12 protein-coding genes are annotated in these 16,062 nt (G+C 65.4%); 5 read left to right on the top strand and 7 right to left on the bottom strand.

Annotated elements, in window-relative coordinates; all coding sequences use genetic code 11:
* Window positions 1-117: 117 nt before the first annotated feature.
* Together AMD14_RS18070 and AMD14_RS18065 are read right to left on the bottom strand one after the other, a co-directional pair.
* Window positions 118-2,052, bottom strand: a complete 1,935-nt coding sequence (locus AMD14_RS18070; RefSeq protein WP_011052311.1) for an amylosucrase — start codon at window positions 2,050-2,052, stop codon at window positions 118-120.
* Window positions 2,053-2,086: 34 nt separating this feature from the next.
* A complete protein-coding gene (locus AMD14_RS18065; protein WP_015463587.1) occupies window positions 2,087-4,543 on the bottom strand; it encodes a TonB-dependent receptor in 2,457 nt (818 codons plus the stop codon).
* 266 nt (window positions 4,544-4,809) lie between these two features.
* Between AMD14_RS18065 and AMD14_RS18060 the strand changes: the two genes are divergently transcribed.
* Window positions 4,810-6,129 carry an MFS transporter gene (locus AMD14_RS18060; protein WP_011052309.1) on the top strand — a complete coding sequence of 440 codons (1,320 nt, stop codon included), beginning with the start codon at window positions 4,810-4,812 and terminating at the stop codon, window positions 6,127-6,129.
* A 153-nt stretch (window positions 6,130-6,282) separates the two neighbouring features.
* Here AMD14_RS18060 and AMD14_RS18055 read toward each other — a convergent pair whose 3' ends face one another.
* The 4 genes from AMD14_RS18055 to AMD14_RS18040 all read right to left on the bottom strand — a co-directional run bounded on the left by AMD14_RS18055 (window position 6,283) and on the right by AMD14_RS18040 (window position 11,215).
* Window positions 6,283-7,314 carry a LacI family DNA-binding transcriptional regulator gene (locus AMD14_RS18055; RefSeq protein WP_011052308.1) on the bottom strand — a complete coding sequence of 344 codons (1,032 nt, stop codon included), beginning with the start codon at window positions 7,312-7,314 and terminating at the stop codon, window positions 6,283-6,285.
* A 240-nt stretch (window positions 7,315-7,554) separates the two neighbouring features.
* Window positions 7,555-8,295, bottom strand: coding sequence for an acetoacetyl-CoA reductase (gene phbB / locus AMD14_RS18050; RefSeq protein WP_005920685.1), 741 nt, complete (start codon window positions 8,293-8,295; stop codon window positions 7,555-7,557).
* A gap of 171 nt (window positions 8,296-8,466) precedes the next feature.
* Complete coding sequence (locus tag AMD14_RS18045) at window positions 8,467-9,795, bottom strand: CitMHS family transporter (protein ID WP_011052307.1); 1,329 nt, start codon at window positions 9,793-9,795, stop codon at window positions 8,467-8,469.
* A 226-nt stretch (window positions 9,796-10,021) separates the two neighbouring features.
* Window positions 10,022-11,215: an OprO/OprP family phosphate-selective porin gene (locus tag AMD14_RS18040; RefSeq protein WP_011052306.1), complete on the bottom strand. Its 1,194-nt coding sequence runs from the start codon at window positions 11,213-11,215 to the stop codon at window positions 10,022-10,024.
* A gap of 263 nt (window positions 11,216-11,478) precedes the next feature.
* Here AMD14_RS18040 and AMD14_RS18035 point away from each other — a divergent pair, with 263 nt between their 5' ends.
* The 4 genes from AMD14_RS18035 to AMD14_RS18020 all read left to right on the top strand — a co-directional run bounded on the left by AMD14_RS18035 (window position 11,479) and on the right by AMD14_RS18020 (window position 15,555).
* Window positions 11,479-12,180, top strand: coding sequence for a response regulator transcription factor (locus AMD14_RS18035; RefSeq protein ID WP_003483413.1), 702 nt, complete (start codon window positions 11,479-11,481; stop codon window positions 12,178-12,180).
* Complete coding sequence (locus AMD14_RS18030) at window positions 12,173-13,558, top strand: sensor histidine kinase (RefSeq protein WP_003483410.1); 1,386 nt, start codon at window positions 12,173-12,175, stop codon at window positions 13,556-13,558. Before AMD14_RS18035 ends, AMD14_RS18030 begins: the two co-directional genes overlap by 8 nt.
* Window positions 13,558-14,607: an ABC transporter substrate-binding protein gene (locus AMD14_RS18025; protein WP_005920681.1), complete on the top strand. Its 1,050-nt coding sequence runs from the start codon at window positions 13,558-13,560 to the stop codon at window positions 14,605-14,607. The genes AMD14_RS18030 and AMD14_RS18025 overlap by 1 nt, the downstream gene beginning before the upstream one ends.
* Before the next feature lie 309 nt (window positions 14,608-14,916).
* The gene (locus AMD14_RS18020) at window positions 14,917-15,555 is read left to right on the top strand and encodes a response regulator (protein WP_003483405.1); all 639 of its coding nucleotides are present in this window, start codon (window positions 14,917-14,919) and stop codon (window positions 15,553-15,555) included.
* Window positions 15,556-15,682: 127 nt separating this feature from the next.
* Here AMD14_RS18020 and AMD14_RS18015 read toward each other — a convergent pair whose 3' ends face one another.
* Window positions 15,683-16,051, bottom strand: coding sequence for an Atu4866 domain-containing protein (locus tag AMD14_RS18015; RefSeq protein WP_015463585.1), 369 nt, complete (start codon window positions 16,049-16,051; stop codon window positions 15,683-15,685).
* Between the last annotated feature and the right edge of the window lie 11 nt (window positions 16,052-16,062).

Raw genomic sequence — 16,062 nt, 5'->3', positions numbered from 1 at the left:
GCCCGCGCGCTCCTGGTGCGCGGGCCATGCTGCGCTTGCACTAGCTAAGTGGGTACGCGGAGCGGGGCGCAGACGAAGGTGCGGCTCACTAAACGCGCGGCACATCACTACTCACGCTCATTCAGGCGCATGCTCAGTCCCACGCTGCAGCCAACGCACGCCGTAAGGCGGAAGCACGATCGATCCATCGCCCCTTGCGGCGGCGCCACCAATCGCGTCATCGATGGCAAGCAGCGTCCATCCATCGATGCCGATCGCTGCAAGCTCCACGTCGAGCGGCTGGTCGCTGAAGTTATGCAAGGCGATGAAACTGTCGCCACGCGTCAGCACGAACACGCGAGGATCATTCAGCGCAATGCTTGCCAGTGCTTGATCTGCTGCCAACGCGCCTAACGCGGCACGTTGCCGGATCAATCCACGCAAGCGTCGGTACACCGTGCCACTCAGGCTGTTGGCATCGTGACGCTGCGCGGCAAGCTGCCAATCCATCGCCGGCCGATGCAGCCAACGGCCTTCATGCTGGCGGTGCGGGTCGTGGCGATAGCCGGGGTCATTGACCATCGCCAATTCGTCGCCCATGTAGATCAGCGGAACGCCCGGCATGGCAAGCGCAATGGCATACAGCAACACCAGCCGGTCCACTGCAACCGCCAACGCCGCCGCATCGCCTGCCTCCTGCGCGGCCTGGATGCCCGCGAGTGCAGCAGCCATGCCGTTGGTGCCATGCACGCCGTCGCCGCTGCTCTGGAAACTCTCGCCGCGTGCGTAACTGCCCGGTACCGCGTTGGCATAGAAGCGCGCCACATCGCGGAGCGAAAACGGCGGTTGCGCGGCATTGCCGCAGGCTTCGTGCTGCAGCACATTCCAGCCGATATCGTCATGGCAACGCACATAGCTCAACCATGCACAGTGGCGCGGCAATGGTGGGCTGTGCGCGATCACGTTGTGCAGGATGTCGCCGCGTTGCAACGCCAGTGCCGACCAGCCGGCTGCCATCAGCGTGCTGTGGTAGGCCAGATGACATTCGTGGCCCTCATCCACGCCGCTGCCGAAGTACGGCGGCAGTTGCGTCATCGGCACGATGGCTTCGGCCTTCATCACCACCGCCGGCGCCACGATATCGGTTACCGCGCGCAGCGCCACCAGCAGGGTGTGCGCCTCGGGTTGATTCATGCAATCGGTGCCGATGCGTTTCCACAGATAGGCCGTGGAATCCAGGCGGAATGTTTCCACGCCCAGGTTGGCCAGCCGCAGCATCGCCAGGGCCATGTCGCCGAACACGGCCGGGTTGCTCCAGTTCAAATCCCATTGATACGGATAGAACGTGGTCCACATCCACTGCGCGGTGTCGTCCACCCAGGTGAAGTTGCCGGGCGCTGTATGCGGAAACACCTGCCCCAGCGTGGCTTCGTACCGGTCGGGCAGGGTGCGGTCGGCAAAGTGATGGTAGTAGTCGAGATAACGTGCATCGCCGGCGCGGGCCGCCTGTGCCCAGGCGTGATCGTCGGCGGTGTGATTGAGCACGAAGTCAGCGCACAGGCTGATGCCGGCTTCGCGCAGGCGGCTGGTAAGCGCGACCAAGTCGTCGTTGCTGCCCAGGCTTGGTTCCACCTGGCCGTAATCGCTGACCGCAAAGCCGCCGTCGTTGTCGCCGGCGCGTGCGCGCAGGAATGGCAGCAGATGCAGGTAGCGCACGCCCAGTTCCTGCAGATACGGCACGCGCTCGGCCACGCCTTGCAGCGTGCCGGCAAAGCGGTCTGCGTAGGCGCTGTAGCCGAGCATGTGCTGTTGGCCGAACCAGCCGGCGTGCCGCGTGCTGTCTAGCGTTTGCAAGGCTTGCGGGCGTTGCCGGGCGATGTCGCCCACCTCGCCCAGCCATTGCGCCAACCACGACGCATAGTCGGCACGCTGGCCGTAGAGCGCATGCAAGGCATCCAGCAAACGCGATGCGTGCTGGTCGTAGCGCGACAACAGCACCTCGGCGTGTTGCGGGTCCAGCGGCGCGGCAAAAGCCGCGCGCAGTGCGGGGGAATCGATCGGGCAGGTGCTCATTGGAAGCCGCCGGGCAGGACCCGGCGCGGGGTCCTTAAAAGTCGTAACGCAAGCTGATGCTGGTGGTACGGCCGGCAATCGAACGCGCGCGAATGATGCCATTGGCCGGGATGGTCGCCTCTTCGGCTTCGGTCAGGCCGAAGGTGTTGAACAGGTTGTTGACGTTGAGCGCCACGGTGAGCGCATCGGTGACGCGGTAGTCGCCGAACAGGTTCACCTGCGTGTAGCCGGGCATCTTCAACTGATTGGCGTCCTGCGTATAGGCGTCGGTAGTGCCGATCAGGTTCACGCCGAACTGGTAGTTGTCGCCGCGGTAGCTGGGCGTGAGCTGCCACACCACATCGGCCTGGCGGCGCGGCACGTTGCCGGCATTTTCCGGGGTGATCTGATCGCGCGAGATTTCTGCATCGGTCCAGGTCAGGCCGCCGTTGAGGGTAAACCCTTCATAGCGGTAGCTGGCTTCCAGTTCCACGCCGTGCGCTTCATAGCTGCGATTGAAGAAGCGCTGGCTGGTGATTTCGAAGTTCTGCTCCTGGGTACGCGCAGAGAACGCGGTGGCGAACAGGCTCAGCCCGTCGCGGCGCCACTTCAGGCCGGCTTCGGCCTGGCGCACCACATTGACGCCTTCCTCGGAAGACACCGAGCCGTCGTCGCGCACGACGCCGAACAACAACCGGTCTGCGTTGGCGCGTGCGCCGCGGCTGATGCGCGCAAACGCGCCCAGGTCGTCGGTGATCAGATAGTTGCCGCCCAGCGAGTACGACAGGTAATTCCAATCGTAGTCCACCGGCCGCGAATTGGCGGTGTCCACCGTGGCCACGCGCTGTTCCACCGGTTGGATCACGCCATCGCCGTTGACATCCAGGTTCTGTGCGATGGCGGTGCCGTTGTAGCTGCCGCGCGCATCGCCCATGTCGTAGCGCAGGCTGCCATCAATGCTGAACTTGCCGCTGTCGAAGGTCAGCGCAACGTAGGGCGCGTTGACGTCGTAACGCACATCGTAGCTGCGGGTGACGCAGCAGTCGCCCCAGAACGGCGTGCCGTATGCGTACAGGCCGTTCTGCGAGCGTGAGACGCCGGCCGCGTCCACCACGTTGAGCAAGCGCGAATTGCGGCCCAGGCTCTGCACGTAGGAATTCCAGGTCCAGTCCATGTCGATGGTCTGGCGCGAGCTGTAATAGCCCATGCGCAGGTTCAGCGTACGCCCGTCGCCGCCGAACTCGCGCGAGACGCTGAGGTCGTTGGTGACGTTGCCCAGGTCGTTGATGGCCACGTTGAACAGGTGGGTGCGGATTGCGTTACCGGTATAGGCCTGGCCGGCGTCGGGGCCGCTGGCCTGCACCAGCTGCGCACCGGCACCGCCGATGGATGCGGCCAGCGACGCGGCGTCGGTGACTTCGACCGGGAACGGGCTGACGAAGCGGCCGCTGTTGTCGGCGACGCGGAACTTCTCGCTCAGATTCCAGCCATTGCCCAAGTCGAACCAGGCCTCGGCACCGATGGTGCGCGAGATGGGGTGCATGCCGTCGCCCAGATCGGTGCGGCGCGGCTGGTTGTTGCCGTCCAGGCCCACGTCGGTGCGGAAGTTGCGGCTGTACAAGGTGTCGTTGCCGGGATCGAAACCGGGAAAGCCGCCCAGGTCTGGCGAGCCATCGCGGCCGCGCACCGAGGTGGGCACCGGCAGGTAGCCGGCGGCGCGGTCGTTGAGGTATTTGCCATACACGCGCACATAGCCATTGTGGAACAGGCGGGTGAGGTTGGCCTTGAGTTGGCCACCCTTGTCGGTGGTGTAACCGGCATCGCGCACGCCATCGCCCTGTCGGAAGAAACCGCCGATGTTGAACTGCCACTGCTCGGCGAACGGTGCGCCGTAATTGAAATCGATGCGGGTGTTGTCGTAGTCCAGGCCGCGGCTGACGCCGACGCTGCCGCCGGCGGTGTCGCCGGTCTTGCTGATGAAGTTGATGATGCCGCCGGGCGCGTTGCTGGTGAAGGTCGACGCCGAACCGCCGCGGATGGCTTCGATGCGGTCCAGGGTGAAATCCGAACGCAGGAAGATGTCCGAGTTGCCGAAGGCGATATCGCCGAACTCCATCACTGGCAGGCCGTCTTCCTGCAGCTGCAGGAATTTCGCGCCGCCGGAGGCCACCGGCAACCCACGCACGGCGATGTTGGCATTGCCTTCGCCACCGCTGGATTCGGAGCGGATGCCGGGGATATTGCGGAAGATTTCTGCGGTGCTGCGCGGCGCCGATTGTTCGACGGCCTCGGCACCGACGGTGCTGACCGAGACGCTGGATTTGAGTTTGGTGGTGGCGGTGGACGTACCGGTGACGAACACCGAATCCAGATTGACCGCGGCGCTGTCGGCAGCCGGCGGCGTGGCCGGCGCAGCAGCGGCGGTGTCCTGGGCCAGCGCAGCGGGCGCGCACAGGCAGGACACGACCGCGCAGGCCAGGGCGTGCAGGCGCATGGTGTGCAAGGTGGACATTGCGATTCTCTCTCTCACAGATGGTGGTGTGCCGACGCCTGCATCGTCCCCTCCCAGGGAGCGGCCATGTGGCCTGCAGTGCGAGCGCAGTAATACGCCGCAATACAATCGATTGCAATCTTGCGGCGCAACATAAATTCCAAGTTAAATCTGATTTATTCCGGGCAGGAAAACGTGCTGCGACGCAGCGTTACAATCGATTGCAACGGCGGCAAGGTACAGTGCGCTGCGGCCGCTGGGAGCCGCACCGATGCCCAGGGCTTTGCATGTCGTCGACCGTTCCTCCGCTCTCCTTCGCGCGCATCCTGGCGCTCAACGCCGGTTTTTTTGGCGTGCAATACAGCTTCGGGCTGCAGCAGAGCAACATGAGTCCGATCTACAACTATCTGGGCGCCGACCACGCCAACCTGCCGTACCTGTGGCTGGCCGGGCCGATCACCGGCCTGGTGCTGCAGCCGTTCGTAGGGGCCTGGAGCGACCGCTCGGTGACGCGGTGGGGCCGGCGCATGCCGTACATGGTGCTGGGGGCGTTGGTGTGCAGCCTGTGCTTGCTGGCGATGCCATTCAGTACCGCGCTGTGGATGGCGGTGTGCCTGCTGTGGGTGCTGGATGCGGCCAACAACGTGGCAATGGAGCCTTACCGTGCGCTGGTGAGCGACGTACTGACGCCGCCCCAGCGACCGCTGGGGTATCTCACCCAGAGCGCATTTACCGGCCTTGCGCAGACGCTGGCCTATCTCACGCCGCCGTTGCTGGTGGGGATGGGCATGAACCAGGACGCTGCCAACGCACACCACATCCCTTACGTCACCATCGCTGCGTTCGTGATCGGCGCGGGCTTTTCAGCGGGCTCGATCCTGCTCACGGCACGCAGCGTGCGCGAACCGGCGATCGCGCCGGCAGAGATCGCACGCATCCGCCAGAGCGGCGCCGGGCTGGGGGCGACCGTGCGCGAAATCGGCAGCGCGCTGCGCGAGATGCCGCCCACCATGCGCCAGTTGGCGCCGGTCATGCTGTTTCAGTGGTACGCGATCTTTTGCTACTGGCAATACATCGTGCTGTCGCTGTCGACCACGTTGTTCGGCACCACCGACCCCACCTCGCATGGTTTCCGCGAGGCCGGCCTGGTCAATGGGCAGATTGGCGGGTTTTACAATTTCGTCGCGTTTCTGGCGGCGTTCGCGATGGTGCCGGTGGTGCGTCGCTTCGGTCCCAAGTACACGCATGCGGCCTGCCTGGTCGCCGCCGGTATCGGCATGTGGCTACTGCCTGGCATCGAAAATCGCTGGCTGATGTTGCTGCCGATGATCGGCATTGGCCTGGCTTGGGCCAGCATGATGGGCAACCCGTATCTGATGCTGGCCGACAGCATCCCGCCCGAGCGCACCGGTGTGTACATGGGCTTGTTCAACCTGTTCATCGTGCTGCCGATGCTGATCCAGATCGTCACCTTGCCGCTGTATTACGAGCATGTGCTGCACGGCGACCCGCGCAACGTGGTCCGCCTGGCCGGCGCGCTGATGCTGGCAGCGGCAGCGGCGATGCTGTGCGTGCGCTTGCGTAAGCCGAAGGCGGTGGCGGCGTAGTCACCCCGCCTGCGTTGCTGCATAACGGCCGCCGTTCAATGCCCTAGCGACCACGCGCAGTTGCGCTCGGCTCGCGGTCAAGCACGCTCTTGCGATTCCCGATTCCCGATTCCCGATTCCCGATTCCCGATTCCCGATTCCCGATTCCCGGCCTCACGCCGACTCGCGCACCACCAGCTTCACCGGCATTTCAACCGATTGCACTTGCTCGCCTGCAATCAACGCCAGCAGCCGATCGACCAACAGCCGCGCCGCCAAGCCCAGATCCTGCTGCACGGTGGTCAACGGCGGTTGGCTATAGGCAGCCAGCGGGATATTGTCGAAGCCCACCAGCGAGATGTCTTGCGGCACGCGGTGGCCGGCCTCGACCAGGGCGCGGATTGCGCCCACGGCGATCACATCGGAAGCGGCGAACAAGCCATCGGGTGGGTCGGTTTTCTTGAGCATCGCGCGGGTGAGGCGGTAAGCATCTTCGCTGACGAAATGGCTGCGCGCGTGCAGCCGCGTATCGAATTCCAGCCCGTGCCGTTCCAGCGTGTGGCGATAGCCGGCAAATCGCGGCGCCACCTCTGGTAATTGGTCATCGCCCAAGAAGGCGATGCGTTGGCGGCCGCTGGCGATGAGATGTTCGGTGGCGAGTACGCCGCCCTGGAAATTGTCGCTGCCCACGCTGATGTACGACTGCCCATCGATGCGGCTGCCCCAGACCGCCATCGGCAGGCCGTCGCGTGCGGCTGCATCCAGCGCGGCGTGTTCGGAACTTTGCCCCAGCACGATGACGCCGTCGGAGCGGCTGCCGCGCGCAAGTTGTTCCACCCAGCCATCCTGATGCCGGTCCAGTTTGGAGAGCAGCATGCTGTAACCGCGTCCGGTGAGCTCTTCGGCCAGCAGCGCCAGCATGGTCATCAGGAACGGGTCCGAGAGCGGCTGATCCAGCGCATGCATCATCGGCACTGCCACGCTCACGGTGTTGGAGCGTTTGGCGCGCAGGCTGCGTGCCACCGGGTCGACCTGGTAGCCGGCATCGGCCGCAATCTGCTTGATGTAGGCGCGGGTGCGTTCGGCCACGACCGGGCTGCCGGCCAGGGCACGCGACACAGTGGATTCGGACACGCCCGCCATGCGCGCGATGTCGGCCATCTGCGGACGGGCAGTGAGCGTTGTGCGGTCTGAAGGTTTGGCCATGGCAGCGCGCTGCGGAAAAGCCAGAGTGTAATCAGTTCGCACTAGAGGCGGGTCGTCCGCACGGTGGCGGCTGCTTGTGCACGCGGGCGGGGCGCACACGCGCACGGATCTGCTGGCCTGGTGGGCGCTCCCGCAGATCGGGCGGCGGACGTGCGGGGCAGGTGGGCAGCGGGACATGCAGAGGTGCGCGGCGAGAGCGTGTTGTGCGTACAGCGCAACGGCCGTCGGTCGTGCGCTCGCTTAGCCCATGTAGAGCCCGCCATTCACCGCGTAATCGGCACCGGTGACATAGGCGGCCTCATCGGAGGCGAGCCAGGCGCACAGTCCGGCAACTTCGGCCGGTTTGCCGAGCCGGCGCACCGGCACCGAGGTGGCCAGGCGATCGAGCACATCCGGTGGAAAGCTGCTGATCGAGGCGCTGGCGATATAGCCGGGCGAGATGGTGTTGACGGTGACCCCGCGCGAGGCGACCTCTTGCGCCAACGCGCGACTGAAGCCATGCATTGCCGCCTTGGCAGTGGCGAAATTGATCTGCCCGATCTGGCCCTTGTGTGCGCTGACCGAGCCGATGTTGACGATGCGCCCCCAGCCGCGCGAGGTCATGCCGTCGACCACCTGCTTGGTGATGTTGAACAGCGAATGCAGGTTGCTGGCGATCACCGCATTCCAGTCGTCGCGCGTCATCTGCCGGAACAAGGTGTCGCGGCTGCCGCCGGCATTGTTGACCAGCACATCGATCTCGCCGACTTCAGCCTTGACCTTGGCGAACGCAGCCACGGTGGACTCCCAATCGGCGGCATTGCCTTCGGATGCCACGAAATCGAAGCCCAACTCGCGCTGCTCGCGCAACCACGACGCCTTGCGTGGCGAATTAGGCCCGCAACCGGCAACCACGGTATGCCCGCTGCGCGCCAGCTTCTGGCAGATCGCGGTACCGACACTACCCATGCCACTGGTGACGTATGCGATGCGGAGAGTCATTGGTGTTTAACTCCTTCGGAGTTTGGGAATGGGGAATCGGGACTGGGGAATCGGTAGAGACAAGAGCCGCTTTTCGGTATCTGTTTTCGTATTTGGACGTCAGGAATCGAAACGACTGCATAGCGCCGCCCTACCGATTCCCCACTCCCGATTCCCCATTCCCGGCGGCAGTCAACGCGCGAGTGGAAAGAGACCAAACAACAACCCGCCGCCCAGCATCAACAGCGAAATCAACACCGCCCACTTGAGCGTGAAGCGTTGATGGTCGGCGAAGTCGACCTTGGCCAACCCGACCAAAAGATAGGTCGATGGCACCAGGGGGCTGAGCAGGTGCACCGGCTGGCCGGCGAGCGAAGCGCGGGCCATTTCCACCGGGGTGATGCCGTAATGGCCTGCGGCTTCCGACAGGATCGGCAGCACGCCGAAATAGAACGCGTCGTTGGACATGAAGAACGTAAACGGCATGCTGACGATGGCGGTGATCACCGCCAGGTACGGACCCCAGCTATCGGGAATGACGGCCAGAGAACTGCGCGACATCGCTTCGACCATGCCGGTGTTGGACAGGATGCCGGTGAAGATGCCGGCAGCGAAAATCAGCGACACCACCGACAGCACGTTGCCGGCGTGGTTGACCAGGCGGCGGCGCTGTTCGGCCAGATTGGGGTAGTTGATCATCAGCGCCAGCGCGAAGCCGATCATGAACAGCACCGGCATCGGCAGCACGCCCTTCACCAGCGCGCCCATCAAGACCAACGTCAACAGCAGATTCACCCACAGCAGCTTGGGCCGCTTCATGTCCTCGGTGTCTTCCACGCGCGGCAGGGCGTCGTTGTCTTCGGGGATGCTGGTGTCCAGCCAGTTGCCGTCCGCCGGCAGGCGCACCACGCCCAGGCGGCGGCGTTCGCGCATGCCCAGATACCACGCCAGCGCAAGGATGCCGGCGATCGCCAGCAGCATGGCCGGCACCAGCGGCACGAACACATCGCCCGGTTCCACATGCAGCGCGGTGGCCGCACGCGCGGTGGGGCCGCCCCACGGAGTCAGGTTCATCACGCCGCTGGCAAGGATGGTGACGCAGGTGAGGTTGAGCGCGTTCATGCCCAGGCGCTGGTACAGCGGCAACATGGCCGAGACGGTGATCATGTAGGTGGTGGAGCCGTCGCCGTCGAGCGAGATCAGCATCGCCAGGATCGCCGTGCCCATCACGATCTTCAGCGGGTCGCCCTTGACCAGGCGCAGGATGCGGCCGACCAGCGGGTCGAACAGCCCGGCATCGATCATCACCCCGAAATACAGGATGGCGAACATCAGCATCACGCCGGTGGGCGCGATCTTCTTGATGCCTTCGAGCATCATCTCGTTGATGCCGGTGCCGAAGCCGCCCAGCAACGCGAACACGATCGGTACCGTGATCAAAGCCACCAACGGCGATAGCCGCTTGCTCATGATCAGGTACATGAAGGTGATCACCATTCCGAAACCGAGCGCGGTCAGCATGCGGGCGAATCCTTTGAGGCGTACAGCAGGGGGAGAGTGGAGCTCAGCGTTGCGCAAGGTGCGCAGCGCCGACGATGCAGGTGCGCGGTTGCTGCTGGACGCACGCGAGGTGGCGCAAGCGCGGCGTTGCGCGCGGGCGTATCGACGTAGCGGCGCGTTGCGCAGATATGCGCGAACAGCGTGCGCACGTCGGTCTTTCCGATTGCCGACACGATGCAGTTGCGCATCAGAAGTCGTACTGAAAGCGGCCGGTCACCGCCAGCGTGTGGTCGACCACTGCGTTGGCGATGCGGTTGCGGTTGCGGCTATCGATCACGTTGAGCATCACGCGCAGGTTCGGCTTGAAATACCAGTTGCCGCCCAGCGTCCACGACTGCGTGCTGGCATTGATGAAGTCCGGTTGCCCGTCCAGATGCTGGTCGCCACGCATGTAGTCGTAGCGCAATGCCAGCTCGAACGCACCGGAGGGGCGGTTGGGCGTGGCGATGCGGCTGAAGCGGCCGGTCTTGCGGTCGTACCCGCGCGATTCGCCAGTGACGAACCAGCTGACCAGCCCATAGCTGGCCAACACCTCGGCGTGCTGCGCGCCATCGTCGAGCAGGCCGCCGCTGAATTCGCTCTGCCACGACCACGGCCCGAGCACTTCGGCATATTCCAGCGACCATTTATCGAAATCGGTATCGCGCCCATCGGCAAAGCGCGCCAGGGTGATGCGGCTATTGTTGGCCAGATCGTTTTCCGGACGTGGGCGGATCAGCAGCGACGAAGCGCCACCACTGCCCGGATGCGAATAGCGCTCGTGCGCCAGCGAGATACCCAGGTGGCGCAGGCGTGCCTCGCCCATCTCCGGCGCGTAGGTCAGGCGCGTGCCGAGCGCACCGCCCTTGGTCGAAGAATTATCGATGCTTTCCAGGCTGTAGGCAGACGTGGACCAAGTCGCATCCGGGCGATTGGTCTGCCAGGAAATGGCCTTGCGGTAGATCGGCGCCAGCGTGGTCGAGGCATAGCCGCGTTCCAGGAACGGGCCGTAGTTGGAGCCGGTGCGATCGTCGAGCGAGAAGTACTGCTTGAACTGGCCGACGGTCAACGTACCGGCCGAAAACTTCTTGGCGACATAGACATCGCGCGCCAGGATGCCGCGGCTGCCTGCTTCGTATTGCAGGCCGGCGAAATCCGCCTCGGCCTTGTAATTGAACCCGTAGAACTTGCCGGACACGTCCAGCCACACGCGGCGGAACTGGGTGTCGTTGTGCTCGCGTGCACCACGGTCGTCGTTGTCGAACACGGTGAAGTCCCAATGCACCCGTCCGCCCAGTTCGGCAGTGACCGGGCCGGCCTCGTCGGCTGCATGTGCCGCCGGTGCCAGGCAGATCGCCGCGCAGGCGCCCAAGGCACGCAAACGCAAAGTGTCGTTGCTCACAGACCCTCCCAGGTACATGTGTGAATCACGTTTGACGATGCACCGCACAACCGCCGCGGCGCGTTGGCAGCAGCCTAGTCCGGCGAAGCTGTCATGGACCTGTCAGTGCGAGGGAAGGAGAATCGGGAATGGGGAATCGCAACAGCGGGATCGCGGCAGCGGGTGCCGAGGTGTAGAAGCTTTTGTTCTCTGGGCCTGTTACCTTCCGGCCGCGGCCCAGCGCCGTTGCGATTCCCCATTCCCTATTCACGATTCCCCACCCAATGCGCCTTCTGCTAGTCGAAGACAATGCCGACCTCGCCGATGCCATCGTGCGGCGCATGCGCCGTAGCGGGCATGCGGTGGATTGGCAGGCCGATGGGTTGGCGGCGGCGAGTGTGTTGCGGTATCAGAGCTTCGATCTGGTGGTGCTGGATATCGGTTTGCCCAAACTCGATGGACTGCGGGTGCTGGCCGGCATGCGCGAGCGGGGCGATGCCACGCCGGTGCTGATGCTGACCGCGCGCGATGGCATCGAAGACCGCGTGCAGGCGTTGGATGTCGGTGCGGACGATTACCTGGGCAAGCCGTTCGACTTCCGGGAGTTCGAAGCGCGTTGCCGCGTATTGCTGCGGCGTAATCGGGGCCAGGCCAGCGAGGTGGTGCAGATCGGTGGATTCGTCTTCGACAATGCCGCGCACACGCTGCTGCTGGATGGCGTGCCGATCGAGTTGCCCAATCGCGAATATCGCCTGTTTGAAATCCTGATCGGACGGCTCGGGCAGGTGGTTGGCAAGGACGAGATCGGCAACGGGTTGTTCGGCTTCGACGACGACGCCGGGCCCAACGCGATCGAGCTGTATGTCGGCCGGCTGCGGCGCAAACTGGCCGCCGCGCCGTTGCGTATCGTCACCGTGCGCGGTGCCGGTTACAAACTCGAAGAAGCCGACCCGCATGCGCCGATGGAGCCGGGCGTCGATGGCTGAGCCGCTGACGGTGGCACCGTCGATCCGGCGCACCTTGCTGCTGTATCTGGGCAGCCTGTCGCTGCTGGGTGCGGTGGTGCTGTTCTTTGCCGCACGCGATTACGGCCAGCGTGCGGCCAATCGGTCCTACGATCACCTGCTGGTGTCCTCGGCCCTGTCGATCATCGACAGCGTGGCGTTGGTCGGCGGCGACTGGCAGGTGGATCTGCCGTACGCCTCGCTGGATCTGCTCGGCATGGCGCCGGAGGACCGCGTGTTCTATCGCGTGTTCGATGCGCAGGGCCGCACCATCACTGGCGAAGACACGCTGCCGCTGCCGCCGCGTGCGCCGCGCGACGAGCGGCCGCTGTTGTTCGATGCGCAGTACAGCGGCGAGCCGGTGCGCTTTGCGGTGGTGATGCATCGGGTGGCGTCGGCGTCTGGGCAGGGCGAGGTGCGCGTGCAGGTGGGCCAGACCCGGCGCGCACGCGATGCGGTGGCGCGCGATGTGGTGCTCAACGCCTTGGTCGCGATCGGCGTGCTGTCGCTGCTGGCGCTGGGCCTGGTGTGGCTGGGCGTCTATCGCGCGTTGCGGCCGCTGCAGCGCATCGAGGGCGATCTGTCGCGGCGCGAGCCCTCCGACCTCAAGCCGCTGAACGTGCCGGCGCCGCAGGAAATGCAGTTGATGGTGACCGCGCTCAACCGGTTCATGGCGCGGCTTTCGTCCAGCAACGAAACCTTGCGCGCCTTCATGGCCGAGGCCGCGCACCAGATGCGCACGCCGCTGGCGGCCTTGCGCGCGCAGGCGCAGCTGGCGATGGACGACGACGACCCGCGCGAGATGCAACGCAGCCTGGTGGCGATCGAGCGCAACGCCAGCCACATGAGCCGGTTGCTCAATCAGTTGCTCAGCGATGCCAGCGTGATCCATCGTGCCAACCTGCAGCGCTTTGCCACCGTGGATCTGGCCGAGGTGTTGCATCAGGCCTTGCACGAAGCGCTGCCGCGCAGCCCAGGCGCACCGCGCGTGCAGCTGGCGATCGACCCGCAACCGGCGCTGCTGCGTGGCGATGCCTTGCTGCTACGCGAGGCGCTGAAAAACCTGATCGACAACGCATGCAAATACGGTGCCGGTGCCTCGCTGCAGGTGGCGCTCACCAGCGACGGCAACCATCACGTACTGACCATTGCCGATCATGGCCCCGGCATTCCCGCAGCCGAAGCCGAGCGTGTGTTCGAGCGTTTCGTACGTGGGGCGGATGCGCCGGTCGGCGGCGCCGGTCTGGGGTTGGCCATCGTCAAGCGCGTGGTGGAAGCGCATGGCGGGCGCATCGATCTGGCCAACCGCATCGGTGGCGGCTTGATCGCCTCGATGCATTTTCCGGGAGGAGGGGCGTGATGCGGCCGATGTGGATGCTGGTGTTGCTGCTGGTCCATGGCATCGCCTGCGCGGCGCCAGGCGATGTGCGTCGCTTTCCCGCACAGGGCCCGGTGCGTGTGCAGCTGCGCGTGCAGGGCTCCACCGACCTGGAAGTGTTCGGTGCAGTCATCCGGGACTACCAACGGTTGCATCCGGGCACCGAGGTGATCTACGAAGACGTGATCGCCTGGGACATCTATGACCGTTATCTGCACCCAGGCCATGGCGCACCTGCTGCAGACATGCTGATCAGCGCCAGCATGGATCTGCAGACCAAACTGGTAAACGACGGCCACGCGTTGACGCATCGCTCCGCACAGACCGAAGCCTTGCCGGCATGGGCGCAATGGCGCCATGAAGTGTTCGGCATCAGCTACGAGCCGGTGGCCATCGTCTACAACACGCGCAAGCTGGATGCCGCCCGCGTGCCGCGCACGCGCCGGCAATTGCTGGCGTTGTTGCGCATGCCCGATGCACCGCTGCGCGGCAAGGTCGGCACCTACGATGTCGAACGCAGCGGCGTGGGGTATCTGTTCGCTACCCAGGACGGCCAGGTGGGCAGTATCGCCGGTGCGCTGCTCGCTGCGCTGGGGGCCAACCGGGTGGTGTTGGAAGAGCGCACCGGCAGCTTGCTCGACCGCGTCAGCCGTGGCGAGCTGTTGCTGGCCTACAACGTGCTTGGCTCCTACGCACAGGCCCGCATCGATGCGGGGGCGCCGCTGGGCATCGTGCAGCCGCAGGACTACACGCTGGTGGCGTTGCGCACGGCAGTGATCCCCAAGACGGCGCCGCATGCGCCGGAGGCGCGCCGGTTTCTCGACTATCTGCTCTCGCCGCGCGGTCAGCAGGTGCTGTCGCGCGAGGCGCGGCTGATGCCGATCCTGCCGGCCGCCGGCGGTCGCGGCGGTTCGGCGCAGCCACCATTCCGCCCGATCCCGCTCGGCCCCGGCCTGCTGGTATACCTGGACAAGCTCAAACGCCGCCAGTTTCTGGATGCCTGGCGGGCGAGCACGCAGCCGCCGCGCTAGAGCGTGTTATGCAGGTTGAGATGAGATGCGTTGGCCGTCAGCGGTGCGGCGCGGGTGCTGCGTGGCGCCGGCGTGGCTGGCGCCAAGGCAAGCCGCGCGGCGCCCGCGCCGCACCGCTGACGGCCAACCCTCCGGGAACCGCCCTGTGGCGCGCCGAGACCGCGTTGCGCACCTTGCCCAGGCGGCCAGCCTGGGCCGCAGCGCACGCCTTGTCTGGGCGCGCCACAGGACCCTTCGCACTCACCTCAAAGCACATGACACGCTCTAGGGCAAAGGCATCGGCGGCGGCCCTGTGCCAGACTTGGCGCCATGGCCGATCTCACTATTCTCGTCGCCGACGACCACCCGCTGTTCCGCGCCGCCGTCATCCACGTGCTCCAGCAGACCCTGCCGCAGGCCAACGTGGTGGAAGCCTCCAGCGCCGCCACCTTGAGTGCCATGCTGCGTTCGCATCCGCAGGCCGAGCTGGTGCTGCTGGATCTGGCCATGCCCGGTGCACGCGGTTTTTCGGCGCTGTTGCATGTGCGTGGCGAGCACCCGGACATTCCGGTGGTGGTGATCTCCTCCAACGATCATCCGCGTGTGATCCGGCGTGCGCAGCAGTTCGGCGCGGCCGGGTTCATTCCCAAATCCACGCCGGCCGAATCGATCGGCACCGCGGTGGCCAGCGTGCTGGAAGGCGGCACCTGGTTCCCGCCGATGACGGCCGAGCGCTCGGAGGCCGACGCACAACTGGCCTCCAAACTCGCCCAGCTCACGCCGCAACAGTTCCGTGTGCTGCTGAGCCTGGCCGATGGCCTGCTCAACAAGCAGATCGCGCACGAACTGGGCCTGGCCGAGAACACCGTCAAGGTGCACGTCACCGCGATCCTGAAAAAACTCGACTGCTACAGCCGCACCCAGGCCGCGGTGTTGGTCAAGGCGCTGGAGCCGGAAGGCGAGGGCTGATCCCGCGTGCGGCATGGGTTGCTGCGTATTGCGGTCTGCAGCACGCGCAACGCATCGCGGAGCCAGCCAGTGCGGCCGCGCGAGGCCCGGCGATCAAGCATGGCGAGCAGTCCTTTTTTCAGTCGCTCTAGGCTGGCGGCTGCCGATGGAACACCATGCCGCCATGATGCAGCTCATCTTCGTTGACGAAACGCCCATCGGCAGTGAAGCCGGTGTCGTCCCAGTAGTCGATGTGATTGCCGGTGATTTCGTAGCGGCCCTGGTAGGCGCTTTGGCGTGTGTCGCGAGCCTCGTCGTAGCGGCCGTTCGGCAGGAGTTGCTGCCGGATCCGTCCGTCGCCGGTGACCCACATGCCGAGATAGGGGGGTGCTTGCATCGGATGTCCTGGTTGTTGGGTCGCGATAGCGGTGGGCGCGGTGGGCGGTTGCGCAGCTGCCGCGAACGGGCAGGCGAGCGCCGAGCCGGCGCCCAGCGCCACCGCGATGGCGGCCTTCATGGGTCTGTCGC

Origin of the sequence: Xanthomonas citri pv. citri (assembly GCF_000961215.1) — a bacterium.
GTDB classification, from domain to species: domain Bacteria; phylum Pseudomonadota; class Gammaproteobacteria; order Xanthomonadales; family Xanthomonadaceae; genus Xanthomonas; species Xanthomonas cissicola.
This window is presented reverse-complemented; position numbering and strand designations above follow the sequence as displayed.

Coding starts and splice junctions, on each gene's coding strand:
- AMD14_RS18070 (WP_011052311.1), bottom strand. CDS start 2,052: ATGAGCACCTGCCCGATCGATTCCCCCGCACTGCGCGCGGCTTTTGCC.
- AMD14_RS18065 (WP_015463587.1), bottom strand. CDS start 4,543: ATGTCCACCTTGCACACCATGCGCCTGCACGCCCTGGCCTGCGCGGTC.
- AMD14_RS18060 (WP_011052309.1), top strand. CDS start 4,810: ATGTCGTCGACCGTTCCTCCGCTCTCCTTCGCGCGCATCCTGGCGCTC.
- AMD14_RS18055 (WP_011052308.1), bottom strand. CDS start 7,314: ATGGCCAAACCTTCAGACCGCACAACGCTCACTGCCCGTCCGCAGATG.
- phbB (WP_005920685.1), bottom strand. CDS start 8,295: ATGACTCTCCGCATCGCATACGTCACCAGTGGCATGGGTAGTGTCGGT.
- AMD14_RS18045 (WP_011052307.1), bottom strand. CDS start 9,795: ATGCTGACCGCGCTCGGTTTCGGAATGGTGATCACCTTCATGTACCTG.
- AMD14_RS18035 (WP_003483413.1), top strand. CDS start 11,479: ATGCGCCTTCTGCTAGTCGAAGACAATGCCGACCTCGCCGATGCCATC.
- AMD14_RS18030 (WP_003483410.1), top strand. CDS start 12,173: ATGGCTGAGCCGCTGACGGTGGCACCGTCGATCCGGCGCACCTTGCTG.
- AMD14_RS18025 (WP_005920681.1), top strand. CDS start 13,558: ATGCGGCCGATGTGGATGCTGGTGTTGCTGCTGGTCCATGGCATCGCC.
- AMD14_RS18020 (WP_003483405.1), top strand. CDS start 14,917: ATGGCCGATCTCACTATTCTCGTCGCCGACGACCACCCGCTGTTCCGC.
- AMD14_RS18015 (WP_015463585.1), bottom strand. CDS start 16,051: ATGAAGGCCGCCATCGCGGTGGCGCTGGGCGCCGGCTCGGCGCTCGCC.